Consider the following 24,686-nt stretch of genomic DNA (forward strand, 5'->3'; position numbering starts at 1 on the left):
GGCGAGCGGATTCCGGTCACGCCCGCGGACAGGGGCTTCCGCAAACGGCTCGTATGCGGTGAAATCTCTCACGACATCCGCGAAGGAGCCCCCGACGGACGACGACGAGGCGATCACCCGATCGCTGGCCGGTGATCTGGACGCCTACGAGGTGCTGGTCACCCGCTACAGCGCGCTCGCGCACCGCACCGCGGCCATGCTCGGGGCCGCCGACGAAGCCGAGGACGTGGTCCAGGAGGCGTTCGTCAAGGCACACCGCCACCTGGCCTCCTTTCGCAGGGACGCGCACTTCCGCCCCTGGCTGCTGCGGATCGTGGCCAACGAGACGCACAACCTGACCCGCTCCCGTGGACGCCGCGACAGGCTGGCCGCGCGGCTCACGGACGCCGTTCCCGAGCCGGGCGAGGGGCCCGAGGAGGCGGCGGTGGCGACCGACCGGAGGGCGCGGCTCCTCGACGCGGTGCGTACGCTGCCCGAACGGGAACGCGAGACCGTGGTCTGCCGGTACTTCCTGCAGTTGTCGGAGGCCGAGACCGCCCAGGTGCTCGACCTTCCCGTCGGCACCGTCAAGTCGCGGACCTCCCGCGGCCTGGCCCGTCTGCGTGAGGAGGTGGCCCGTGACCTCACCTGACGACCTCGAAGCCCGGCTTCTCGCCCTCGGCGAGTCCCTCGACGTCCCGTCCCCGCCCTCCGCCGACGTCGCGCGGGCCGTACGGGCCCGCCTCGAATCACCACTCGCCTCCGGGACACCTGCCCCTGAGACACCTGCCCCTGAGACACCTGCCCCTGAGACACCTGCCCCTGAGACACCTGCCACCGAGACACCGGCCACCGAGACACCGGCCCCTGACACACCCGTCCCCGAGACCGCACCCGTCCCCGAGACGCCGGCAACGACTCCCGGGGCAGCCGCTCCCGGAACACGCGTCCCCGAGGCGCCCGCGATCCCCGGTACTCCGGGCGCGCTCCGCCGCCGGTGGGAGGCGCTGCGGGCCGGAGGCCGGGCGCGACGGCGGGCGGTGGTCGCCGCCGTCGCGATCCTGGTCGCCCTGCTGCTGGGGGCGACGCCCGCGGGAAGGGCGGCGGTCGCGGAGATCCTGCGTTTCGCGGGGGTCGAGTTCAGGACCGGCGGCCCGGGGCCGCTGCCCTCGGGGGTGCCCCAGCCGCTGCCCGGCGAGCGGCGGGTCACCCTGGAGCGGGCCCGGGAACAGGTGGCGTTCCCGATCTCCCTCCCGGCCGCGCTCGGCGCTCCCACAGAGGTCAGGGTGAGTGACGGCGGCAGGGTGGTGTCGCTGTTCTGGCCCGGTCTCAGACTGGACGAGTACGACGGCAGCCTCCAGCTCGTCTTCCGCAAGGATCTCGGCCCGCCCTGGCCGCAGGAGACCGGCGTGGGCGCCTCGCGGGCGCAGTGGATCCCGGTCCACCACGGCCTCACCTACCTGCCCAGGAGCGGCGGTCAGGCCGCGATCCGCCCTCGCCCGGCCGGGCCCACCCTCATCTGGCAGCGGGGGCGGGTCGGCCTGCGCCTGGAGGGCGTCGGGGAGCTCGGCCGCGCCCTGGAGATCGCCCGCTCGGTCCGCTGACGCCGGCCCGGCGCGTCGCGGCTGGAGATCGCCCGCTCGGGCCCGCTGGCCGGACGTCACCGGTGCGGTACATGCGACCACCGGGCGGATCGCCCGCTCGGGTCCGCGGGCCGGACAGCGTGGCGGCCGGCGGGTCACGTGGCGCGTCGGAGCCGGGGATCGCCCGCTCAGCCCGCCGGCGCCAGCCAGTCGTCGATCTCCTGGAGAAGCTTCTCGCGCACGCCGTCCGGAGCCGCCGACGCCCGTACCGACTGGCGGGCCAGCTCGGCCAGCTCCGGATCGGAGAAGCCGTACACCTGCCTGGCGAGCTCGTACTGGGGCAGCAGCCTGGCGCCGAACAGCAGCGGGTCGTCGGCGCCCAGCGCGATCGGCACCCCCGCCTCGAACAGGCGCCGCAACGGCACGTCCTCGGCGCGCTCGGCCACCCCGAGACCGACGTTGGACGTCGGGCAGACCTCGCAGGTGATCCCCCGGGCCGCGAGGCGCTCCATGAGCCTGGGCGACTCGGCCGCCCGCACCCCGTGCCCGACCCGGTCGGCGTCCAGCACGTCGACGCACTCGGCCACGCTGGCCGCGCCCAGCAGCTCCCCGCCGTGCGGCACCGCCAGCAGCCCGGCGCGCTTGGCCAGCCGGAAGGCCCCGTCGAAGTCGCGGGCCCGGCCGCGCCGCTCGTCGTTGGAGAGCCCGAACCCGACCACGCCCTGGTCCATGTAGTGCGTGGCGAGGCGGGCGAGCGTCTTGGCGTCGAGGGGGTGGCGGGTACGGTTGGCGGCCACCACGACGGCGATGCCTATCCCCGCGTGGTCGGCGGCCCTGCGCGTCGCGTCGAGCATCAGCTCCATGGCCGAGGTGAGCCCGCCGAATTTCGACGCGTATCCCGAGGGGTCGATCTGGATCTCCAGCCAGCGCGACCCCTCGGCGGCCTCGTCCTCGGCGGCCTCGCGCAGCAGCCGGTAGACGTCGCTCTCCCGCTGCAGGACCGAGCGCGCGATGTCGTACAGCCGCTGGAAGCGGAACCAGCCCCGCTCGTCGGTCGCGCGCAGCTGGGGCGGCCAGTCCTCCTCGAGCGCGTCGGGAAGGTGTAGCCCGTGCTCGCGGGCGAGCTCGACGAGGGTCGAGTGCCGCATGGAGCCGGTGAAGTGCAGGTGCAGGTGCGCCTTGGGCAGTTCGCTGAGGGGACGTGGCATTTCAACATGGTGCCGTACCCGGGGCGGCCCCGATCGACGGGCCCGGGGTTTTTGGCCTCGACCTGACGATCCGTTCGCGTGCCGGGGAGGGCGGGAGGGGCCTCACCGGCGGAGGAAGCCGGTGGAGGAAGCCGGTGGAGGAAGCCGGCGGGGCGGCCTTCGACGGGGTCCCGGCCGCACGGGGCCGGCCTCGCCGAGCACCGCGATCCCGGTCCGCGGCGCGTCACCGCACGGCGCCGATGACCTGGTGGGGATCTGGTAAGGACCTGGTACGGAACGCGCCGGCCCCCGTTCGTCCTCCCCGATGTTTCGCGCGGCTTTCCCAATTGCCTATTTATAGGTTTTAAGGTGTTATTTCGGGCGGAGGTTACCGGGTTCAGGGCACACCCATCTATATCCGATCCCCTGTTATACCGAGGAAATTTAGGAAACGGGCTTTCAGCGGACCACGTCTCCATGCGACCGTGGAGGCACACGTTGTCAGGACGCTGGGGCTGCCATGGAAGCGGACGTCTTCGTCGGCAGGGAAACGGAACTCGCCGACGTATCCGCGCTGCTCGAAAGGGTCCGGCACGTCACGCTGACCGGCCCCGCCGGGGTCGGGAAGACCTCCCTCGCCCTGCGGCTGGCCCGCACCCTCGAACCCGCGTTCCCCGCCGGCGTCCACGTCGTGGAGCTGTCGGAGGCCCCCGCCGACCTCGACTCCCTGGCCGAGACGCTCGCCGGCGCGATCGGCACCCGCCACAAGCCCGGCACCCCCGCGCTGCGGGCCCTGGTCGACGAGTTCCTCGCGCGCCGGACCCTGCTCGTCCTCGACACCTGCGACCGCGTCGTCGGCACCGCGGGAATCCTGGTCGGCCTGCTGCTCCGCTCGGTCGAGGGACTGCGCGTCCTGACCACCAGCAGGCAGCGGCTGGGCCTGCCCGGCGAGCACCTCTACCCGGTCGGCGGCCTGCCCGACGCCGACGCCGTCCATCTGATCACCGCCCTCGCCGGTGACAGGCTCGGCGGCGCCGATCCGGCAGAGCTCTCCGAGCTCTGCCGGCGCCTCGACAACCTGCCGCTGGCGATCCGGCTCGCCGTGGCCGACGGTGGCCCCGGTATCCCAGGTGTCCCAGGTGGCCCCGGCACCCTCGACGGGCTCGCCGCCGCTCTCGACGGCCGCCCGATCTCCACCGCCGGGCTCGCCGCCTTCGACGGCCACGTGACCTCGCCCGACGAGCTCGCCGCGGCCCTCGAAGGCCGTACGATCCCCGCGGCCGAGCGCGAGATCCACGCCGAGAGGGCCGGCGCCACCCCGCGCGGGCAGGCCGCCGCTCCCCGGCGGCACAGCTCCATGCGCGTCGCCCTCGGCTGGAGCCACGAACTCTGCACCCCGCAGGAGCGCCTCCTGTGGGCACGGGCCTCGGTCTTCGCCGGCACCTTCGACATCGAGGCCGCCGAGGAGGTCTGCGCCGGCGGCGCCCTCGCCGCCAAGGACGTCCTCGACGGGCTGCTCGGCCTGCTCGACAAGTCCGTCCTCGTCCGAGAGGAGGGCGAGGGCGGGGTCCGCTACCGCCTGCTCAACACCGTCCGCGAGTTCGGCGTGGTCTGGCTGGACCGGCTCGGCGAGACCGACGAGATCCAGGGCCGTCACCGCGACCACTTCCTCGCGCTGTCCGCCCGCGCCGAGATGAGCTGGCAGGGCCGCCAGCTGGAGTGGTACCGCAGGCTGGTCCTCGAATGCGGCAACATGCGCGGCGCCATCGAATACTGCTACTCCCGGCCGCAGGAATACCGCAAGGGCCTCGACCTGGTCGGCAACCTGTGGTTCCTGTGGGCGTGCTGCGGCATGCAGGCACCCGGCGACGACCTCCTCCAGCGCGGCCTCGATCTTGACCACACCCCCAGCCCCGAGCGGGTCAAGGCCCTCTGGGTGCACGCCTGGGTCTCGATCCAGCGCGGCGACCTCGAACGCGCCGAGCGCATCCTCACCGAATGCGCCGCCGAGGACGCCGACGGCTACGCCACGGCCTACGTCAGCCAGTTCCAGGCCCACCTGGCCGTCGTCAGGGGCGACGTGGTCGAGGCCCTGCGGCTCATCAAGCACGCCCGGGTGCGCCACCGTTCCACCGGCAACGTCTTCCCCGGCTTCCTGCCCACCTACACCGTGGTCGCCACCGCCATGATGCTCGCCGACCACCACGACCAGGCCGTCTCCGTCCTGCGCGAGGGACGCGAGCTCTGCGAGTCATGCGGCGACTACTGGACGCTCATCCGCCTCGATCTCCTCCTGGCCCAGGCCGAGCACGCCCTCGGCAACACCGCCTCGGCCATCGAGTTCGCCTGCGCCTCCCTGCGCGGGGCCCGCCTGTTCGGCGACAGCATCTCCCTCATGGAGGCGCTGGAGGTGTTCGTCGTGATCGCCGAGGCGTGCGCCGACGACACCTTCGCCGCCGCCATGTTCGGAGCGTCCGCCGCCGCGTGGAAGAGCGCCGGTGTCCCGCCCAGCCGCTCGCCCATGATCGCGAATCGGATCCGCGCGGCCGAGCTGAGGCTGCGCGGGCGCCTGGGCAGGGCGGAGTTCGACCGGCTGGAGGCGCGGGGAGGTTCGATCAGCCTGCGCGAGGCCGTGGAACACGCACTCCAGGGAGACCTTTCTTGACGCGCTGCGGCAACCTGCCGGCCGAGATGAACAGCTTCGTCGGCCGCGCCACCGAGCTCGAAGAGATCGCGAAACTCCTCACCCGGACGCGCCTGCTCACCCTGCGCGGCCCCGGGGGCGTCGGCAAGACGAGGCTGGCCCTGCGGGCGGCGCGGAACGTCCGAGACGACTACCCCGACGGCGTCTGGGTGGCCGAGCTCTCCGCGGAGAGCGACGGCGGCCTGCTCATCCACGGCGTCGCCGGAGTGTTCGGCCTGCACACCCAGGCCGAACGCCCCGCCCTGGAGTCCCTCATCGAGTATCTCGCCGACCGGCGTCTCCTCATCGTCCTCGACACCTGCGAGCACCTGATCGACTCCTGCGCGGCCATGGTCGTCGCCGTCCTGACCGGCGCGCCCGACGTCCAGATCATCGTGACCAGCCGCCAGGAGCTCGGCCTGCCGCTGGAGGTCGTCATGGTCGTCGAGCCCTTCCCCGTCCCCCCTCCCGAGGCCGCCGACCTCGCCGACCACGACGCGCCGAGCCTCTTCCTCGACCGCGCCAGGGCCGTGGCCCCCGGGCTGCGCACGGACGATCGGGCCATGATGGCCGTCGCCAGGCTCTGCCGCCGGCTCGACGGCATGCCGCTCGCCATCGAGCTGGCCGCCAGCCACATGCGCGGCCTGTCGGCGACCCAGCTCGCCGACCAGCTCGACGTCCATTTCAAGCTGCTGGCCGACGGTGAGGGACTTCCCGCCCGCCACCAGACCCTCTGCACCGCCGCCGGCTGGAGCCACGAGCTGTGCACGCCCGCCGAACGCCTGCTCTGGGCCCGCCTGTCGGTCTTCCCCGCCGCCTTCGACGTGGAGGCGGCGCGCGGCGTGTGCGAGGACGAGCGCCTGCCGGACGTCCCGGGCGTCCTCGCCACGCTCGCGGCCAAATCCGTCGTCGCCCGCGTGGGCGACCGCTACCGCCTGCTCGACACCATCAGGGACTACGGGCGCGACTGGCTCGCCGAGCTGGGTGAGAACGACCTGATGACCCGCAGGCACCGCGACCACTACCTGTCCGCAGCCCGGCGCATGGGCGCCGACTGGTACGGCCCGAACCAGCTCGAATGGGCCTGCTGGGCGCGCGGGGAACTGCCCAACATCCGCGCGGCCCTCGACCGCTGCCTCACCGCGGGCGACCACGGCGGCGCCCTGGAGCTGGCCGGGGACCTGTGGGTGCTCTGGTGCCATCTGGGACTCGTCCGAGAGGGCCGCCACTATCTCGACCGCGCCCTGGCCGCAGCCCCCGTCACCGACCGGGCCAGGTCCAAGCCGCTCTGGGTCGCCGCCCATCTCGCGCTCATCCGGGGAGACATGTCCCTGGCACGCGACAGGGCCGAGGAGGGCGTCGAGAGCGCCCGGCGGCACGGTGACGCCGACGCCGAGGCGCACGCCCTCCTCGCCCTCGCCGAGGCCCGCCTGTTCACCGGTGACCTGGACCTGGAGAGCGCGCGGGCGTACGCGCTGCGCGTGGCCGCCGGGCTGGACCCCACCTCGCCGGGGATGCTCTTCCTGCCCTCCTTCCTCGCGCTGACCGCCACGTTCGGCGGCGACTTCGACGAGGCGGTGAGGATCCTGCGCGAGGCGCACTCCCGCCACGAGGTACGAGGGGAGCTGTCACAGCGCGCCATGGACGACTACGTCCTCTCCCTGGCCCTCTTCGGCCGGGGGGACGTCGCGGAGGCCTCCGCGGCGGCCAGGGCGGCGCTGGAGGTCAAATGGCGGCTGCGGGACACGGTCGGCAGCGTCCTCGCCATCGACCAGCTCGCCAGGATCGCCGCCGCCGCGGAGGACGGCCACCGCGCGGCCTGGCTCCTGGGAGCCGCGCAGCGCATCTGGACCACCTTCGGGCCGCCCGCCGCCGAGGCCGACACCCTGACCGCGCTCCGCGAGGCCGTCGGGGCCCGCGCGGTGTGCCTGATCGGCGAGACCGCCTACGCGCGGGCCTTCAACGAGGGCGCGGCCTCCCACTTCGAGGGTGCGGTGACCTACGCCCTGCGGGACTGACCGCATCGAGGGCGCGGTGACCTACGCCCTGCGGGACTGACCGCATCGAGGGCGCCGCGGCCCGCGCCCCGGGAGGCCGAGCCCGCCCGGCGCCCACGGAGGTCGCGCCCGGCCGGCCGGGGAGCCGTCGTGCTCAGCCGGCCTGGCCGAGGAACTTGGCGAGGCGGCTCACGCCCTCGGCGAGGTCGTCGTCGCCGAGCGCGTAGGACAGGCGGAAGTAGCCCGGGGTGCCGAAGGCCTCACCGGGGACGACCGCCACCTCGGCCTCCTCCAGGATGATCTCGGCCAGCTCGGCGGAGGTCGCCGGGCGCCTGCCGCCGAACTCCTTGCCCAGCAGCGCCTTGACCGACGGGTAGGCGTAGAACGCGCCCAGCGGCTCGGGGCAGAGCACGCCCGGGATCTCGTTGAGCATCCGGACCATGGTCCGGCGGCGCCGGTCGAAGGCGTCGCGCATCTCCGCCACGGCCGACAGGTCGCCGGTGACGGCGGCCAGCGCGGCGGCCTGGGCGACGTTGGAGACGTTGGAGGTGGCGTGCGACTGCAGGTTGGACGCGGCCTTGACGACGTCCTTGGGGCCGATCAGCCAGCCCACCCGCCAGCCGGTCATCGCGTAGGTCTTGGCGACGCCGTTCAGGACCACGACCTTGTCGCCCAGCTCGGGAACCGCGGTGGCGATGCTCGCGAACGTGGCGTCGCCGTACGTGAGGTGCTCGTAGATCTCGTCCGTGACGACCCACAGGTCGTGCTCGACGGCCCAGCGGCCGATCTCCGCGACCTGCTCGGGGGTGTACACCGCGCCGGTCGGGTTGGACGGCGAGACGAAGAGGAGGACCTTGGTGCGGTCGGTGCGCGCCGCCTCCAGCTGCTCCACGCTCGCCAGGTAGCCGGTGGTCTCGTCGGTCACCACGTCGACCTGGACACCGCCGGCGAGCTTGATCGCCTCGGGGTAGGTCGTCCAGTACGGGGCGACGACCAGGACCTCGTCGCCCGGGTCGAGCAGCGTGGCGAACGCCTCGTAGACGGCCTGCTTGCCGCCGTTGGTGATCAGGACCTGGGCCGCGTCCACCCGGTAGCCGGAGTCGCGGAGCGTCTTGTCGGCGACGGCCTGCTTCAGCTCGGGAAGGCCGCCGGCCGGGGTGTACTTGTGGAACCGGGGGTTCCGGCACGCCTCGACGGCCGCCTCGACGATGTAGCCGGGAGTCGCGAAGTCCGGCTCACCGGCGCCGAAGCCGATGACCGGGCGGCCCGCCGCCTTCATCGCCTTGGCCTTGGCGTCCACGGCGAGCGTGGCGGACTCGGAGATCGCGGAGATGCGCGCTGAGATGCGAGGACGGGTCATACCTCCATGGTTACAGACCTGTGCCGATGTTTCCGCCGCATATCCACCATGCGGACGCTCCTGCCCGCAAGCCGTACGAGCACCGGGAAAAGTCCCTGAGCTGGGCGATCGCCTGTCGGTTCGACGCGGTGGCCATTCACACGTAGACTCCGGCATGGTCTTTCCGCCGCATGCGTGAACCGGCGGTCAAGACCGTGAGCCACGGACAAACTTCGGTCCAACCGATGTATGGTGGTTCATGTCTTAGGGCACTAGCGCAATTGGTAGCGCACCGGTCTCCAAAACCGGCGGTTGGGGGTTCGAGTCCCTCGTGCCCTGCTAGGAGCGGTCCGCGCATCAGGCGTCCAGCGCGCCGCTTATGTGCGTTGGACTCGATGGATTCAGGTGAGGACTGTGGCGATCGACACGCGCGGCGAAACCGCAGACAAGCCGAGCGGTGAGAAGAAGACTAAGCGCACTTCTCCCGCCCTTTTCTACCGTCAGGTAGTCGCCGAGCTGCGTAAGGTCATCTGGCCTACGCGCAAGGACCTCATTTCGTACACCATCATCGTCCTGGTCTTCGTTCTGATCATGGTCGGGATCGTGTCGGCTTTGGACGCGCTGTTCACCGAGGGCGTGCTGAGAATCTTCGGCGGAGCCTGAGTCGCGGTCTCCGGCGGGCGAGTAGCCCCGCGGACGAGTCCATCAGCCATCGACGAAAAGAGAAAGAGCACCGTGTCCGAGTCTGCACAGTCGGCCGGCGAGCCCCGCGAAGAGCGCGAGGACGAGCTGGAGAAGGCCGTCGACGTCACCGAGGATTCGCTTGACGAGTCCGACGGGCAGGATGTCGACGCCGAGACCGACGCCGACGCCGAAACCGAGGCCGAGCAGGCCCCGGCCGGCGCCGTCGACGAGGACGGTGACGTCCTTCCCGACGTCGACCCGGTCGAGGAGTTCAAGCGGCACCTGCGGAGCCTGTTCGGCGAGTGGTACGTCATCCACTCCTACGCCGGCTACGAGAACCGGGTGAAGTCGAACATCGAGACCCGCACGCAGTCCCTCAACATGGAGGACTACATCTTCCAGGTCGAGGTGCCCACCCACCACGTGACCGAGATCAAGAGCGGCAAGCGCCAGCTGGTCAAGGAGCGGGTGCTGCCCGGCTACGTGCTGGTCCGGATGGAGCTCACCGACGAGTCCTGGTCCGCGGTGCGTAACACGCCCGGTGTGACCGGTTTCGTGGGTCTTTCCAACAAGCCGAGCCCGCTGAGCCTCGAAGAGGTCGCCAAGCTGCTCGCGCCGGAGCCCTCGGAAGAGGTCAAGAAGTCCACCGCGAAGGCCTCCGCCGCGACGGTCGACTTCGAGGTCGGCGAGTCCGTCACCGTCATGGACGGCCCGTTCGCCACGCTGCCCGCCACGGTCAGCGAGATCAGCGCCGAGTCGCAGAAGCTCAAGGTGCTCGTGTCGATCTTCGGTCGCGAGACCCCGGTCGAGCTCTCGTTCAACCAGGTCTCGAAAATCTAAACCGGTCGCGTAGACTTCATCAGTCTGCCCCGCGGTCGCGGGGATGGTTCCACGTTCGCGGCATCGGCCGATGTGCACGTGCCGTGGGCCCCGCGGTCGCGGGGACCTGGAACATCGTTCAGAGAAGCAAGGACCCGGAGAGAAGCATGCCTCCTAAGAAGAAGTTCGCCGCGCTGGTCAAGGTCCAGCTCCCTGCCGGCCAGGCCACGCCCGCGCCGCCGGTCGGTACCGCCCTCGGTCCGCACGGCGTCAACATCATGGAATTCGTGAAGCAGTACAACGCTGCCACCGAGGCCCAGCGCGGCAACATCATCCCCGTTGAGATCACCATCTACGAGGACCGCACCTTCACCTTCGTCACGAAGACGCCCCCGGCGCCTGAGCTGATCAAGAAGGCCGCCGGTGTCGCCAAGGGTTCGGCCGTCCCGCAGAAGGACAAGGTGGGCAAGCTCACCAAGGAGCAGCTGCGCCAGATCGCCGAGACCAAGATGCAGGACCTCAACGCCAACGACATCGCGGCGGCCGAGAAGATCATCGCCGGCACCGCCCGGTCGATGGGCATCACGATCGTCGACTAGCACCATCCGCCGTACGGACTCGGCGGCGACCTCGCGGCGGCGAACCGCATCCGCGAGACCGGTGAGGACCGGCGGCGAGCGCGATCCCGATCGCGCGGACCATCAGCCATCGAAGTAAGTGGAGGGGCCAGGCGCTGGCCCGCACCACGAACACTCGGATCCACAGGAGTGATCACATGAAGCGCAGCAAGGGATACCGCGCCGCTGCGGCGCAGGTCGACCGCGAGACCCTGTACAGCCCGGCCCAGGCGGCCAAGCTGGCCAAGGACACCAGCGTCGCCAAGTTCGACGCCACCGTCGAGGTGGCCCTGCGGCTGGGTGTCGACCCCCGCAAGGCCGACCAGATGGTCCGTGGCACCGTCAACCTCCCGCACGGCACCGGCAAGACCGCCCGGGTCCTGGTCTTCGCGACCGGTGACCGTGCCGAGGAGGCTCGCGCCGCGGGTGCCGACATCGTCGGTGCCGACGAGCTGATCGACGAGGTCGCCAAGGGCCGCCTCGACTTCGACGCCGTCGTCGCCACCCCGGACCTCATGGGCAAGGTCGGCCGTCTGGGCCGCGTGCTCGGCCCCCGTGGCCTGATGCCGAACCCCAAGACCGGCACCGTGACCCCGGCCGTCGGCAAGGCCGTCACCGACATCAAGGGCGGCAAGATCGAGTTCCGTGTCGACCGGCACGCGAACCTGCACTTCATCATCGGCAAGGTGTCCTTCGGTGAGCGCCAGCTCATCGAGAACTACGCCGCCGCCCTCGACGAGGTGCTGCGTCTCAAGCCGTCCGCGGCCAAGGGACGCTACGTCAAGAAGGTCGTCTTCTCCACGTCCATGGGCCCCGGCATCCAGGTCGACCCCAACCAGACGCGGGCGCTGACCGCCGAGCTCGACGCCTGATACCAGACGTCTTCCGCGGAAGGCCTCAACCGAATGGCCATTCGGTTGAGGCCTTTCTTCGTTCTCCCGGACGACGCGGTCGGCTTTGCCAACGCGTAGTGTCTTTATCAGGATCATCGGGGGAACGAAAGGGTGGAAGACGAAATGCGCCGATTGGCTCCCGCACTTGCACTGGGAGCGGCCGCGCTCGTCGCGGTCGCGGGATGCGGTGCACAGGGCACCAGCTCCCTCGGAAACATCAAGCTCGCCGCGGCGGACGCGGTGCAGCAGAGCGCGCAGAAGGCTCAGGAGGTCACCTCCTACTCCGCGGACGTGGTTCTCGACGCCAGCGGCGGCGAGAAGGGCGCGGGCAAGGTCCAGGGCAGCATGCTCTACCAGAGCAAGCCCCAGCTGGCCACGGACATCAGGCTCGACACGATCACCTTCGGCGGGCAGAACGTGCCCGGCGGGGCGCGGGCCATCCTGTCGGGCGACACGGTCTACGTGAAGTCCGAGCTCATCAACAGGTTCGCCGGCACCACCAAGCCGTGGACCAAGGTGTCGCTCAGCGAGCTCGACGCCAAGGGGCAGTCCGAGATCAGGAAGTTCATGGACCAGGCCCAGCAGTTCGACCTGGCGGGCACCGTCAAGCTGCTGACCGCGTCGAAGGACGTCAAGGCGGTCGGCACCGAGACGGTCGGCGGGGTCGACACGACGCACTACAGCGGCACCTTCCCGGTCGCCGAGGCCGCCCAGCTGGTCGACCCGGCCAAGCGCGAGAAGCTCCAGGAGCAGCTCTCGCAGGCCAAGAACGTGAAGTTCGACCTCTGGGCCGACGCCCAGAGCCTGCCCCGTAAGGTCACGCTCAGCGGCTCCGAGAAGGACGCGACGTTCAACCTGACGGCGCTCTTCAAGGGCTTCAACGAGCCCGTGGAGATCACCGCCCCGCCCGCCGACCAGGTGGGCGACCTGCCCGAGCATCGCGGCGGAAACTGACGTTTCCCCCCGGATCCGCGCCCCCGGCCCACCGGCCGGGGGCGCGAGCCTTTTCCGCGGGTCTCCCGTCAGGGACTCCGAGTTGGCATTCGGGACGGAAGGACGTAAGCTGTCAACGCCGAAGACCGCCGGTCGTCGTCAAGCCGCATGGCCTGATGACTTAAGGATCCACGTCAGTGGACGGCCCGCGTAGGTGTGATGTGAGTTTTCATCTGGACTAACCTCCTCATGTGAGCCCCGTGCGCCTGCGCCGGGGCTTGTTCGCTTTTCTGGGCCCTTTGCCCCGGCGGCACATCTGGAAGGAGGCCCATGGCGAAGGCAGAAAAGGCAACGGCTGTCGCTGAGCTGAAGAGCAGCTTCGACGGCTCCAATGCTGCCGTTCTGACCGAATACCGCGGTCTCACCGTCGCTCAGCTCAAGCAGCTGCGCGTTTCCCTCGGTGAGAATGCGAAGTTCGCCGTGGTGAAGAACACGCTGACCAAGATCGCGGCCACCGAGGCCGGGTTCAACCAGCTCAACGACCTGCTCGCGGGTCCGTCGGCGATCGCGTTCGTCAACGGCGACGTGGTCGAGGCTGCCAAGAGTCTGCGTGACTTCGCCAAGGCCAATCCCCTCCTGATCATCAAGGGCGGTGTCGTCGACGGCAGGTCGATGACGCCGGACCAGATCAGCAAGCTTGCCGACCTCGAGTCGCGCGAGGTTCTCCTCGCGAAGCTGGCCGGCGCACTGAAGGCGAAGCAGGGCCACGCGGCCGCCGTCTTCAACGCGCTGCCCACCAACATGGCTCAGCTGGCCGAGGCTCTGCGCGCCAAGCGCGAAGGCGCCGGCGAGTAGGTCCGCGCAGGCGGTCACAGGGGATTAACGCAAACCGCGGTCCCAACTTTCTTTAGTAGTTCAGATCCGTATGGAGGAACCATCATGGCGAAGCTCAGCACCGACGAGCTGCTCGACGCTTTCAAGGAGATGACTCTCCTCGAGCTGTCCGACTTCGTGAAGCTCTTCGAGGAGACCTTCGACGTCAAGGCCGCTGCCCCCGTCGCCGTCGCCGCCGCCGCCCCCGGTGCGGCCGCTGTCGAAGAGGTCGAGGAGCAGGACGAGTTCGACGTCATCCTCGAGGCCGCCGGCGAGAAGAAGATCCAGGTCATCAAGGAGATCCGCGCCCTGACGAGCCTGGGCCTCAAGGAGGCCAAGGACCTCGTTGACGGTGCTCCCAAGTCCGTCTTCGACGGCAAGGTCAACAAGGAGCAGGCCGAGAAGGCCAAGGCCGCCCTTGAGGGCGCCGGCGCTTCGGTGACCGTCAAGTAGTTCGTTTCATCGAAAAAGAGCGGGTCCACCTGGTGCCGGTGGCCCGCTCTTTTCGTGTTTCCGCGTCCGGCCGGCCCGCGGGCGGGTGGGCGGGGCGGGGTGAAGCGGGGTGAAACGGCCCGGGGCATGTGCGCGAAGGCCGTTATGTGGATCCGCGTGGCGGGTTATGATCCGGCGATCGGGGAGCATGCCGTCCCGGGCGGCGAGGCGGCCGCGCTCGCCGGCTCGCGTTCCGCAGACCGTGCGATGGGAGAGACGCATGGCAGTGCCGGCCACCCGCTCCCGTCGCTCGCGCCGCTCCCGCCGCCCGCTCAGGATCGCCGGACCGGCGCTGGGGATGTTGATCGTGGGGCTGCTGGCCGCCGCGCTCTGGGTCGGTGCCACCCTGCGCGACGCCCAGACGGCCGCTGACGACAGGCAGGCGGCGCTGCGGGCGGCGGGGGCCCACGCCGTTCATCTGCTCTCCGTCGGCTACAGGAGCGTCGACGACGACATCGGGCGCATCCTCGGCACCTCCACGGGCGCGGCCAGGGCCGAGTACGCCAGGACGGCCGCGGAGCTCAGGAAGAGCACGGTCAAGGACAAGATCCTCCAGACAGGCGCGCTGCGGGCCTCGGGGCTGGTCTCGCTGAGGGGGAGCACCGCCCAGGTGATGGTGGTGGGCGACGCGGTGGTCCGGCGGGACGGGAGCAAGGACGCCCCGCAGGAGCGGTTCTACCGGTGGAACATGGAAGTGACCAAGGTAGGGGGAGCCTGGCTGGTGTCCAAAGCGGAGCTGGTGCTGTGAGACGCGCCTCCCGGCTGGCGATCGGGCTCATGGTCGCCGTCGCGCTCGCGCTCGCGGCGGCCGTCTGGATCATGTTCACCGACCTGAGCCGGCTGCGCGCGGACGAGACGGCGGGGCGGGAGGCGCTCGCCGCGGCCCGCGCGGTCGCCCCCGACATGCTGTCGTACGACTATCGTACGATCGAACAGGATTTCGCAAGAGCGGGCGGATACACCACCGGGGCACTCAGCCTGCACTACCGGCAACTGGCCAGGAGCATGGCCACGCAGGCGAGAAGGCAGAAGACGGTGCAGCAGGCCGCGGTGACCGGGGCCGGGGTGGAGTCGGTGGAGTCCGGAGACTTCGGCAGGGTCGAGGTGCTGCTCTTCATGAGCATGAGCACCGTCAGGACCCCCGAGGGCGAGAAGGAACCCCGCCGGGTCGTCAGCCAGAACCGGGCCAGATTCATCATGGTCAAGAAGGATTCCCGCTGGCTGGTCTCAGAGCTCTCCACCCTGCTCGGAGACCCTCCACCACCTTGATCGGCGCGTCGCTTTACCCAATTGTTAGTAAAGGCTTGGTTTAGGTTGGGCACACGGTTGGGTACATCGGCCATGGCAGCGTCGATCGTCAGTCGATCCCTCGGCTAGCGTTCGATCCGCCGAGTGACTCAGCGTCAGCCACACCAGGTCGGGCATCGTCTCCGGCCTTGTGGTGTACGCAGGTCACCCGGGGGGAAAACTCCCAAGGTCTCGGCCATTTCCCGGCCGAAATGTCAGCTCCCGGGCTTGACGTTTCGGCTCTGACGGGCGATGCTGCGACCAACGTGGAGCTTGCAGCGAGACTGAAGTGGACAGGTGTATGCCGTTCGGCTACACTGCCCCTTTGCGCTGCCCTTTGACGACCCGCTTCTTTTGGTGCTCTGATGCATGGTCGTCTGGCGTGCGTGTAGTCAGTCCGCCGCGAGCCCTCGGAAGGACATCTGTTGGCAGCCTCGCGCAACGCCTTCGCCGTACCCGCCGGTCCCCGTCGTGTGTCTTTCGCACGAATTCAGGAGCCGCTAGAAGTTCCTGACCTTCTCGCTCTTCAGACCGAGTCCTTCGACTGGTTGCTCGGCAACGAGAAGTGGAAGGGGCGGGTCGAGGCGGCTCGCCAGGCCGGGCGCAAGGACGTTCCGGCCCAGTCGGGCCTCGAAGAGATCTTTGAGGAGATCAGTCCCATCGAGGACTTCTCCGGGACCATGTCCCTGTCGTTCCGCGATCACCGGTTCGAGCCGCCCAAGTACTCAGTCGATGAGTGCAAAGACAAGGACATGACCTACTCCGCCCCGATGTTCGTCACGGCGGAGTTCATCAATAACACCACTGGTGAGATCAAGAGCCAGACCGTGTTCATGGGCGATTTCCCGCTCATGACCGGCAAGGGCACTTTCATCATCAACGGCACCGAGCGTGTCGTCGTCTCCCAGCTGGTCCGGTCCCCGGGCGTCTACTTCGACCGCAGTGTCGACAAGACCTCCGACAAGGACCTCTATGGATGCAAGGTGATCCCTTCCCGGGGCGCCTGGCTCGAGTTCGAGATCGACAAGCGCGACAGCGTCGGTGTCCGCATCGACCGCAAGCGCAAGCAGGCCGTCACCGTCCTGCTCAAGGCGCTCGGCTGGACCAGCGAGCAGATCCTCGAGCGGTTCGGTCAGTACGAGTCCATGCGCGCCACCCTGGAGAAGGACCACACGGCCGGCCAGGACGACGCCCTGCTCGACATCTACCGCAAGCTGCGCCCGGGCGAGCCGCCGACCAAGGAGTCGGCGCAGACGCTGCTGGAGAACCTGTACTTCAACTCCAAGCGTTACGACCTCGCCAAGGTCGGCCGATACAAGATTAACAAGAAGCTCGGGGTCGACAGCGAGATCACCCAGGGCACGCTCACCGAGGACGACATCGTCGCCACCATCGAGTACATCGTCCGGCTGCACGCCGGCGAGGTCGAGATGCCCGGCGCCAACGGTGAGATCGTCGTCGAGACCGACGACATCGACCACTTCGGCAACCGCCGTCTGCGCACGGTGGGCGAGCTCATCCAGAACCAGGTCCGCCTGGGCCTGGCCCGCATGGAGCGCGTCGTCCGCGAGCGGATGACGACCCAGGACGTCGAGGCGATCACGCCGCAGACCCTGATCAACATCCGCCCGGTCGTGGCGTCGATCAAGGAGTTCTTCGGCACCTCCCAGCTGTCGCAGTTCATGGACCAGACCAACCCCCTGGCCGGCCTGACGCACAAGCGTCGTCTGTCCGCGCTGGGCCCCGGTGGTCTGTCCCGTGAGCGGGCCGGCTTCGAGGTCCGTGACGTCCACCCCTCGCACTACGGCCGCATGTGCCCGATCGAGACGCCGGAAGGACCGAACATCGGTCTGATCGGCTCGCTGGCCTCCTTCGGCCGGGTCAACTCCTTCGGGTTCGTCGAGACCCCCTACCGCAAGGTCGTCGACGGCCGGGTCACCGACCAGGTCGACTACCTGACCGCGGACGAGGAGGACCGGCACGTCATCGCCCAGGCGAACACGCCGATCGGCCCTGACGGAACGTTCCTCGAGCCGCGCGTGCTCGTCCGCAGGAAGGGCGGGGAGTTCGAGTCCCTGCGCGCCAACGAGGTCGACTACATGGACGTCTCGGCACGCCAGATGGTGTCCGTGGCGACCGCGATGATCCCGTTCCTGGAGCACGACGACGCCAACCGCGCGCTCATGGGTTCCAACATGCAGCGCCAGTCGGTGCCGCTGCTCAAGAGCGAGGCGCCGCTGGTCGGCACCGGCATGGAGTACCGTGCCGCGACCGACGCCGGCGACGTCATCACCGCCGACAAGGCGGGCGTGGTCGAGGAGGTCTCCGCCGACTACGTCACGGTGATGAACGACGACGGCACCCGCACGACCTACCGGGTCGCCAAGTTCAAGCGCTCCAACCAGGGCACCTGCTTCAACCAGAAGCCGATCGTCGCCGAAGGCGATCGGATCGAGGTGAACCAGGTCGTCGCCGACGGTCCCTGCACCGACGACGGCGAGATGGCGCTGGGCAAGAACCTGCTGGTGGCGTTCATGCCGTGGGAGGGCCACAACTACGAGGACGCGATCATCCTCTCCCAGCGTCTGGTGCAGGACGACGTCCTGTCCTCGATCCACATCGAGGAGCACGAGGTCGACGCCCGCGACACCAAGCTGGGCCCCGAGGAGATCACCCGGGACATCCCGAACGTCTCCGAGGAGGTCCTGGCCGACCTCGACGAGCGCGGCATCATCCGCATCGGCGCCGAGGTCGTCCCCGGCGACATCCTCGTCGGCAAGGTCACGCCCAAGGGCGAGACCGAGCTCACCCCCGAGGAGCGCCTGCTCCGCGCGATCTTCGGTGAGAAGGCCCGCGAGGTCCGTGACACCTCCCTGAAGGTGCCGCACGGCGAGCAGGGCAAGGTCATCGGCGTCCGGGTGTTCAGCCGCGAGGAGGGCGACGAGCTGCCCCCCGGCGTCAACGAGCTGGTCCGCGTCTACGTGGCCCAGAAGCGTAAGATCACCGACGGCGACAAGCTGGCCGGCCGGCACGGCAACAAGGGCGTCATCTCCAAGATCCTTCCGGTCGAGGACATGCCGTTCCTTGAGGACGGCACGGCCGTCGACATCATCCTCAACCCGCTGGGCGTGCCCGGCCGGATGAACGTCGGCCAGGTCCTGGAGACCCACCTCGGGTGGATCGCCGCCAGAGGGTGGGACATCACCGGCATCCAGGAGGCCTGGGCCGAGCGGCTGCGCGACAAGGGTTTCGCCGAGGTCGAGCCGCGCACCAACATGGCCACGCCGGTTTTCGACGGTGCCAACGAGGAAGAGATCATCGGGCTGCTCGACAACACCCTGGTCAACCGCGACGGCGGGCGGATGGTCGGCGCGAACGGAAAGGCCCAGCTGTTCGACGGCCGTTCCGGGGAGCCGTTCCCGCACCCGATCTCGGTCGGCTACATCTACATCCTGAAGCTGCTCCACCTGGTCGACGACAAGATCCACGCGCGTTCGACCGGCCCGTACTCCATGATCACCCAGCAGCCGCTCGGCGGTAAGGCCCAGTTCGGCGGCCAGCGCTTCGGTGAGATGGAGGTCTGGGCCCTGGAGGCCTACGGCGCCGCCTACGCCCTGCAGGAGCTGCTGACCATCAAGTCCGACGACGTCCTGGGCCGGGTGAAGGTCTACGAGGCGATCGTCAAGGGCGAGAACATTCCCGAGCCGGGCATCCCGGAGTCGTTCAAGGTCCTCATCAAGGAAATGCAGTCGCTGTGCCTGAACGTCGAGGTGCTCTCCAGCGACGGCATGTCCATCGAGATGCGCGACACCGACGAGGACGTCTTCCGCGCCGCGGAAGAGCTCGGCATCGACCTGTCCCGGCGTGAGCCGAGCAGTGTCGAAGAGGTCTGATCTAGAAGCTGAGGAGGGGATTACATAGTGCTCGACGTCAACTTCTTCGACGAGCTTCGGATCGGCCTCGCGACCGCCGACGACATCCGCCAGTGGTCGCACGGCGAGGTGAAGAAGCCCGAAACGATCAACTACCGGACGCTCAAGCCCGAGAAGGACGGACTCTTCTGCGAGAAGATCTTCGGTCCGACCCGCGACTGGGAGTGCTACTGCGGTAAGTACAAGCGCGTCCGTTTCAAGGGCATCATCTGTGAGCGCTGTGGCGTCGAGGTGACCCGCGCCAAGGTGCGTCGTGAGCGGATGGGCCACATCGAGCTGGCCGCGCCCGTCACGCACATCTGGTACTTCAAGGGTGTCCCGTCCCGTCTGGGATACCTGCTCGACCTGGCCCCGAAGGACCTCGAGAAGGTCATCTACTTCGCGGCCTACATGATCACGCACGTCGACAAGGAAATGCGCGAGCGTGACCTGCCGTCGCTCGAGGCGAAGATCTCCGTCGAGCGGCAGCACATCGAGCAGCGGCGTGACGCCGACATCGAGGCTCGCCAGCGCAAGCTGGAGACCGACCTGGCCGAGCTTGAGGCCGCGGGCGCCAAGGGCGACCAGCGCCGCAAGGTTCGCGAGGGCGCCGAGCGCGAGATGCGGCAGCTGCGCGACCGGGCCCAGCGTGAGCTGGACCGGCTGGACGAGGTCTGGAGCCGCTTCAAGAACCTCAAGGTCCAGGACCTCGAGGGCGACGAGCTGCTCTACCGCGAGATGCGCGACCGTTTCGGCCGCTACTTCCGCGGTGGCATGGGCGCCCAGGCCATCCAGGAGCGTCTGACCAACTTCGACCTCGCTCTCGAGGCCGAGAACCTGCGCGAGACGATCCGCAGCGGCAAGGGCCAGAAGAAGGCCCGCGCGCTCAAGCGTCTCAAGGTCGTGTCGGCGTTCCTGAACACCCGCAACTCGCCCAACGGGATGGTCCTCGACTGCATCCCGGTCATCCCGCCGGACCTGCGCCCGATGGTGCAGCTCGACGGTGGCCGGTTCGCGACCTCGGACCTGAACGACCTGTACCGCCGGGTGATCAACCGGAACAACCGCCTCAAGCGGCTTCTCGACCTCGGCGCCCCCGAGATCATCGTGAACAACGAGAAGCGGATGCTCCAGGAGGCCGTCGACGCGCTGTTCGACAACGGCCGCCGCGGTCGCCCGGTCACCGGTCCCGGCAACCGTCCCCTGAAGTCCCTCAGCGACATGCTGAAGGGCAAGCAGGGCCGGTTCCGCCAGAACCTGCTGGGCAAGCGAGTCGACTACTCCGGCCGTTCGGTCATCGTCGTCGGCCCGCAGCTGAAGCTGCACCAGTGCGGTCTGCCCAAGCAGATGGCGCTGGAGCTCTTCAAGCCGTTCGTGATGAAGCGCCTGGTCGACCTGAACCACGCGCAGAACATCAAGTCGGCCAAGCGGATGGTCGAGCGTGCCCGGCCGGTCGTGTGGGACGTCCTCGAAGAGGTCATCACCGAGCACCCCGTGCTGCTCAACCGCGCGCCGACCCTGCACCGCCTGGGCATCCAGGCCTTCGAGCCGCAGCTGGTCGAGGGCAAGGCCATCCAGATCCACCCGCTCGTCTGCACCGCGTTCAACGCGGACTTCGACGGTGACCAGATGGCCGTGCACCTGCCGCTGTCGGCCGAGGCGCAGGCCGAGGCCCGCATCCTGATGCTGTCGACGAACAACATCCTCAAGCCGGCCGACGGCAAGCCCGTGACCATGCCCACCCAGGACATGATCATCGGCCTCTACTCGCTGACCACGCTCAAGGACGAGGACGAGAACGGCGTCGGCAGGGGCCGGGTCTTCGGTTCGGTGTCGGAGGCGCTCATGGCCTTCGACCGCCGCGAGCTGGACATCCAGTCGCTGATCCAGATCCGGATGAAGGGCGACGTCCCGCCGCCCCGCGGCTGGGCCGGTCCCGAGGGCTGGGAGGCAGGTGACAGCTACCGCCTGGAGACCACCCTGGGCCGGTGCCTGTTCAACCAGACCCTGCCGGCGAACTACCCGTACGTGAACTCGCAGGTCGGCAAGAAGCAGCTGTCGGTCATCGTCAACGAGCTCGCCGAGAAGTACCCCAAGGTCGAGGTCGCCGCGGCGCTCGACGCCCTCAAGGACGCCGGTTTCTACTGGGCGACCAGGGCCGGTGTGACGATCTCCATCGAGGATGTCATCGCGCCGCCGAACAAGGCCGACATCATGGAGACGTACGAGCGCAGGGCCGACAAGGTCCAGCGCGAGTACGAGCGCGGTCTGATCACGGACGAGGAGCGCCGTCAGGAGCTCATCGAGATCTGGACGCACGCGACCAGTGACGTGACCGACGACATGCAGAAGGCGTTCCCGAAGACCAACCCGGTCTGGATGATGGTCCAGTCGGGCGCCCGAGGAAACCTGATGCAGGTCCGGCAGATCTCCGGAATCCGTGGTCTGGTGTCCAACACCAAGGGTGAGACGATCCCGCGTCCGATCAAGGCCTCGTTCCGCGAGGGCCTGTCGGTGCTGGAGTACTTCATCTCCACCCACGGCCAGCGGAAGGGTCTGGCGGACACCGCGCTGCGGACCGCCGACTCGGGTTACCTGACCCGTCGTCTGGTGGACGTCGCGCAGGACGTCATCGTCCGCGAGATCGACTGCGGCACCGACCGCGGCGTCCCGCTGCACGTCGGCGAGCGCGACGCCCAGGGCAACCTGGTCAAGGCGGAGAACGCCGAGAGCAACGTGCACGGCCGCATCCTCGCCGAGGACGTGGAGGTGGACGGCAAGATCATCGTGCCGGTGGGCGTCGACATCAACGACATCCACGTCACCGCGCTGGTCGAGGCCGGTGTGGAGACCGTCAGGACCCGCAGCGCGCTCGTCTGCGAGGCCAAGATCGGTGTCTGCGCCACCTGCTACGGCCGCTCGCTCGCGACCGGCAAGCTCGTGGACGTCGGCGAGGCGGTCGGCATCATCGCCGCCCAGTCGATCGGCGAGCCCGGCACCCAGCTGACGATGCGGACCTTCCACACCGGTGGTGTGGCGGGCGCCGACATCACCCACGGTCTGCCCCGTGTGCAGGAGCTCTTCGAGGCGCGCGTCCCCAAGGGCGTCGCCCCGATCAGCGAGGCCGAGGGCCGGGTCCGCATCGACGAGACCGACAAGACGCGGAAGATCGTGATCGTCCCGGACGACGGTTCCGAGGAGGTCGCGTACCCGGTGTCGATGCGGTCGCGCATGCTGGTCTCCGACGGGCAGCGCGTCACGGTCGGCCAGCAGCTGATCGCCGGTGCGGTCAACCCCAACGAGGTGCTGCGCATCCTCGGCCCCCGGGCCGTGCAGCTGCACCTCGTGGCGGAGGTCCAGCAGGTCTACCGCTCACAGGGTGTGTCGATCCACGACAAGCACATCGAGATCATCGTGCGGCAGATGCTCAAGCGCGTGAACGTGCTGGAGTCCGGCGACGCCGACATGCTGCCCGGTGAGCTCGTCGAGCGGCCGCGCTTCGAGCGGATCAACCGCGAGTGCGTGGCGGAGGGCGGCACGCCGGCCTCCGGACGCCCGGTGCTGATGGGCATCACCAAGGCCTCGCTCGCCACCGAGTCCTGGCTGTCCGCGGCGTCCTTCCAGGAGACGACCCGAGTGCTCACCGACGCGGCGATCCACGCCAAGTCGGACTCGCTGCTCGGCCTCAAGGAGAACGTCATCATCGGAAAGCTCATCCCGGCCGGTACGGGCATGCCCCAGTACCGCAACATCCGGGTCGAGCCCACCGAGGAGGCCAAGGCCGCCATGTACACCGTCGGCGGTTACGACGGCTCCGCGGCCGACTACACCTTCGGCTCGGGCTCCGGTGAGGCCGTGCCGCTGGAGGAGTACGACTTCGGGCAGTACAACCGCTAAGCGGTCGCAGCCTGCCGAGAGTGGTCACGAACGGCGCCCGGTCCCCGGAAGGGGGCCGGGCGCCGTCGTTCTGCCCCCGTCTCCTGGCCTTCCCCGCCGTCGTCCCCCCGCCCCTGGCCTTGCCTGCCGTCGTTCCGTCCCCTCCACCACCTGGCTTTCTCCGGCGCCGGCGCTTTTTCCTTCCCGCAGGCCCGGTAGCTGGGGATGTGGACCTTTCTTGACCGGAATGTTGCGGCGAAAGCCGTACGTTAATGCGGAGAACGGCCGGAGAAGTGCTCCGCGGCGGGTAAACTCGACACGGACCCAGAAGCGGTCGGTCGGAAACCGATCGCGGGAGTCATGACACGAACGCCGGCGCCTGGCAGGTGCAACCGTTTTGACGTGTTGCGTTGGGCTGGGTAGTCTTTTCCTTCGTGCCCATGTCTTCATGGGCCTTCATGCGTGCGCGTCGACAGGTTTCCCATTGGGGAGTCGGCAGAGGCGCCGCGTGGCCTCCTCCACCGGACCGGCCTTAACCGGGATGTGGCGCGGAACCTACGCGACACGCCCGACCGCGTGGGTCGGAGGGGATGAAAGAACCGCAGGTCATGACACCGGCAGTACCTGCAAAATGCACCACATTCGAATTACCGGCTAGCACGAACGGAGACGCGGTGCCCACGATTCAGCAGCTGGTCCGCAAGGGCCGCCAGGACAAGGTCACCAAGACCAAGACCCCGGCGCTCAAGGCCAGCCCTCAGCGACGCGGCACCTGCATGCGCGTTTACACCACGACCCCGAAGAAGCCGAACTCCGCCCTCCGCAAGGTCGCGCGTGTCCGGCTCACCAACGGTATCGAGGTCACGGCCTACATCCCCGGTGTCGGCCACAACCTCCAGGAGCACTCCATCGTGCTCGTCCGTGGTGGTCGTGTGAAGGACCTGCCGGGTGTTCGCTACAAGATCATCCGCGGCTCGCTCGACACCCAGGGTGTCCGTAACCGCAAGCAGGCCCGTAGCCGTTACGGCGCGAAGAAGGAGAAGTAGGAATGCCTCGCAAGGGTTCTCCTGGCCGTCGTCAGCTCATGGCTGACCCGGTTCACAACTCGCCCCTGGTCACCGCGCTCATCAACAAGGTGCTCCTGGACGGCAAGCGATCCATCGCCCAGTCCATCGTGTACGGCGCCCTCGAAGGCGCCAAGGAGAAGACCGGCAACGACCCGGTCGTCACCCTGAAGCGCGCGCTGGACAACGTCAAGCCCACCCTTGAGGTCCGCAGCCGCCGTGTCGGTGGCGCGACCTACCAGGTCCCGGTCGAGGTGCGCGCGGCGCGCAGCACCACCCTGGCCCTGCGCTGGCTGGTGCAGTACTCCCGCGCCCGCCGCGAGAAGACCATGACCGAGCGCCTCATGAACGAACTGCTCGACGCCAGCAACGGCCTCGGCGCAAGCGTCAAGAAGCGCGAGGACACCCACAAGATGGCCGAGTCCAACAAGGCCTTCGCCCACTACCGCTGGTAACAGCGGGTTCGACG

Annotated in this window: 19 protein-coding genes and 1 tRNA gene; 18 read left to right on the top strand and 2 right to left on the bottom strand. The window is 69.0% G+C overall.

The annotated features are described in order from the left end of the window. The first annotated feature begins 58 nt into the window (after positions 1–58). Together AB0F88_RS07115 and AB0F88_RS07120 are read left to right on the top strand one after the other, a co-directional pair. Complete coding sequence (locus AB0F88_RS07115) at positions 59–631, top strand: sigma-70 family RNA polymerase sigma factor (protein ID WP_362678369.1); 573 nt, start codon at positions 59–61, stop codon at positions 629–631. Next, positions 618–1,583 carry a hypothetical protein gene (locus AB0F88_RS07120; RefSeq protein WP_362678371.1) on the top strand — a complete coding sequence of 322 codons (966 nt, stop codon included), beginning with the start codon at positions 618–620 and terminating at the stop codon, positions 1,581–1,583. Before AB0F88_RS07115 ends, AB0F88_RS07120 begins: the two co-directional genes overlap by 14 nt. A gap of 167 nt (positions 1,584–1,750) precedes the next feature. Here the strand turns inward: AB0F88_RS07120 and AB0F88_RS07125 are convergent, their stop codons facing one another. Further along, positions 1,751–2,770: an adenosine deaminase gene (locus AB0F88_RS07125; RefSeq protein ID WP_362678373.1), complete on the bottom strand. Its 1,020-nt coding sequence runs from the start codon at positions 2,768–2,770 to the stop codon at positions 1,751–1,753. A gap of 499 nt (positions 2,771–3,269) precedes the next feature. On the opposite strand from AB0F88_RS07125, the gene AB0F88_RS07130 reads away from it, so the two are divergent. Next, on the top strand, positions 3,270–5,414 hold the full coding sequence (locus AB0F88_RS07130; protein ID WP_362678375.1) for an AAA family ATPase: 2,145 nt from the start codon (positions 3,270–3,272) through the stop codon (positions 5,412–5,414). Further along, positions 5,411–7,450 (top strand): NB-ARC domain-containing protein, encoded by a 2,040-nt coding sequence (locus AB0F88_RS07135; RefSeq protein WP_362678377.1) that lies wholly within the window; start codon positions 5,411–5,413, stop codon positions 7,448–7,450. Before AB0F88_RS07130 ends, AB0F88_RS07135 begins: the two co-directional genes overlap by 4 nt. Positions 7,451–7,583: 133 nt before the next feature. On the opposite strand, the gene AB0F88_RS07140 is transcribed toward AB0F88_RS07135, so the two are convergent. Beyond that, positions 7,584–8,789 (bottom strand): pyridoxal phosphate-dependent aminotransferase, encoded by a 1,206-nt coding sequence (locus AB0F88_RS07140; RefSeq protein ID WP_362678379.1) that lies wholly within the window; start codon positions 8,787–8,789, stop codon positions 7,584–7,586. Positions 8,790–9,034: 245 nt separating this feature from the next. Here AB0F88_RS07140 and AB0F88_RS07145 point away from each other — a divergent pair. The 14 genes from AB0F88_RS07145 (at position 9,035) to rpsG (ending at position 24,672) form a co-directional block, all read left to right on the top strand. Then, positions 9,035–9,107, top strand: a tRNA-Trp gene (locus AB0F88_RS07145). 75 nt (positions 9,108–9,182) lie between these two features. After that, positions 9,183–9,431 carry a preprotein translocase subunit SecE gene (secE, locus tag AB0F88_RS07150; protein WP_329089906.1) on the top strand — a complete coding sequence of 83 codons (249 nt, stop codon included), beginning with the start codon at positions 9,183–9,185 and terminating at the stop codon, positions 9,429–9,431. Positions 9,432–9,503: 72 nt separating this feature from the next. After that, a complete protein-coding gene (gene nusG, locus AB0F88_RS07155) occupies positions 9,504–10,292 on the top strand; it encodes a transcription termination/antitermination protein NusG (RefSeq protein ID WP_344746620.1) in 789 nt (262 codons plus the stop codon). Positions 10,293–10,438: 146 nt separating this feature from the next. Continuing rightward, entirely contained in the window at positions 10,439–10,870 is a 432-nt protein-coding gene (gene rplK, locus AB0F88_RS07160) for a 50S ribosomal protein L11 (protein ID WP_362678382.1), read from the top strand. Positions 10,871–11,046: 176 nt separating this feature from the next. After that, positions 11,047–11,760, top strand: a complete 714-nt coding sequence (gene rplA / locus AB0F88_RS07165) for a 50S ribosomal protein L1 (RefSeq protein WP_362678384.1) — start codon at positions 11,047–11,049, stop codon at positions 11,758–11,760. A gap of 144 nt (positions 11,761–11,904) precedes the next feature. Next, positions 11,905–12,735 (top strand): LppX_LprAFG lipoprotein, encoded by an 831-nt coding sequence (locus tag AB0F88_RS07170; protein WP_362678386.1) that lies wholly within the window; start codon positions 11,905–11,907, stop codon positions 12,733–12,735. Between the two features lie 309 nt (positions 12,736–13,044). Continuing rightward, the gene (gene rplJ, locus AB0F88_RS07175; RefSeq protein ID WP_362678388.1) at positions 13,045–13,569 is read left to right on the top strand and encodes a 50S ribosomal protein L10; all 525 of its coding nucleotides are present in this window, start codon (positions 13,045–13,047) and stop codon (positions 13,567–13,569) included. Between the two features lie 84 nt (positions 13,570–13,653). After that, a complete protein-coding gene (gene rplL, locus AB0F88_RS07180; RefSeq protein ID WP_344746616.1) occupies positions 13,654–14,040 on the top strand; it encodes a 50S ribosomal protein L7/L12 in 387 nt (128 codons plus the stop codon). A gap of 259 nt (positions 14,041–14,299) precedes the next feature. Then, positions 14,300–14,827, top strand: coding sequence for a hypothetical protein (locus tag AB0F88_RS07185; protein ID WP_362678391.1), 528 nt, complete (start codon positions 14,300–14,302; stop codon positions 14,825–14,827). Next, complete coding sequence (locus tag AB0F88_RS07190) at positions 14,824–15,348, top strand: hypothetical protein (RefSeq protein WP_362678393.1); 525 nt, start codon at positions 14,824–14,826, stop codon at positions 15,346–15,348. Before AB0F88_RS07185 ends, AB0F88_RS07190 begins: the two co-directional genes overlap by 4 nt. A 443-nt stretch (positions 15,349–15,791) precedes the next feature. Further along, the gene (rpoB, locus tag AB0F88_RS07195; RefSeq protein WP_362678395.1) at positions 15,792–19,259 is read left to right on the top strand and encodes a DNA-directed RNA polymerase subunit beta; all 3,468 of its coding nucleotides are present in this window, start codon (positions 15,792–15,794) and stop codon (positions 19,257–19,259) included. A 27-nt stretch (positions 19,260–19,286) separates the two neighbouring features. Beyond that, entirely contained in the window at positions 19,287–23,174 is a 3,888-nt protein-coding gene (locus AB0F88_RS07200) for a DNA-directed RNA polymerase subunit beta' (protein ID WP_362678397.1), read from the top strand. A gap of 653 nt (positions 23,175–23,827) precedes the next feature. Then, complete coding sequence (gene rpsL / locus AB0F88_RS07205) at positions 23,828–24,199, top strand: 30S ribosomal protein S12 (protein WP_012887826.1); 372 nt, start codon at positions 23,828–23,830, stop codon at positions 24,197–24,199. 2 nt (positions 24,200–24,201) lie between these two features. Next, positions 24,202–24,672, top strand: coding sequence for a 30S ribosomal protein S7 (gene rpsG / locus AB0F88_RS07210; protein ID WP_012887827.1), 471 nt, complete (start codon positions 24,202–24,204; stop codon positions 24,670–24,672). The last annotated feature ends 14 nt before the right edge of the window (positions 24,673–24,686 follow it).

This window comes from Streptosporangium sp. NPDC023963 (genome assembly GCF_040639135.1).
In the GTDB taxonomy this organism is placed as follows: domain Bacteria; phylum Actinomycetota; class Actinomycetes; order Streptosporangiales; family Streptosporangiaceae; genus Streptosporangium.

Coding starts and splice junctions, on each gene's coding strand:
- AB0F88_RS07130 (WP_362678375.1), top strand. CDS start 3,270: ATGGAAGCGGACGTCTTCGTCGGCAGGGAAACGGAACTCGCCGACGTA.
- rplA (WP_362678384.1), top strand. CDS start 11,047: ATGAAGCGCAGCAAGGGATACCGCGCCGCTGCGGCGCAGGTCGACCGC.
- rplK (WP_362678382.1), top strand. CDS start 10,439: ATGCCTCCTAAGAAGAAGTTCGCCGCGCTGGTCAAGGTCCAGCTCCCT.
- AB0F88_RS07140 (WP_362678379.1), bottom strand. CDS start 8,789: ATGACCCGTCCTCGCATCTCAGCGCGCATCTCCGCGATCTCCGAGTCC.
- AB0F88_RS07125 (WP_362678373.1), bottom strand. CDS start 2,770: ATGCCACGTCCCCTCAGCGAACTGCCCAAGGCGCACCTGCACCTGCAC.
- AB0F88_RS07185 (WP_362678391.1), top strand. CDS start 14,300: ATGGCAGTGCCGGCCACCCGCTCCCGTCGCTCGCGCCGCTCCCGCCGC.
- rplJ (WP_362678388.1), top strand. CDS start 13,045: ATGGCGAAGGCAGAAAAGGCAACGGCTGTCGCTGAGCTGAAGAGCAGC.
- rplL (WP_344746616.1), top strand. CDS start 13,654: ATGGCGAAGCTCAGCACCGACGAGCTGCTCGACGCTTTCAAGGAGATG.
- rpsG (WP_012887827.1), top strand. CDS start 24,202: ATGCCTCGCAAGGGTTCTCCTGGCCGTCGTCAGCTCATGGCTGACCCG.
- AB0F88_RS07170 (WP_362678386.1), top strand. CDS start 11,905: ATGCGCCGATTGGCTCCCGCACTTGCACTGGGAGCGGCCGCGCTCGTC.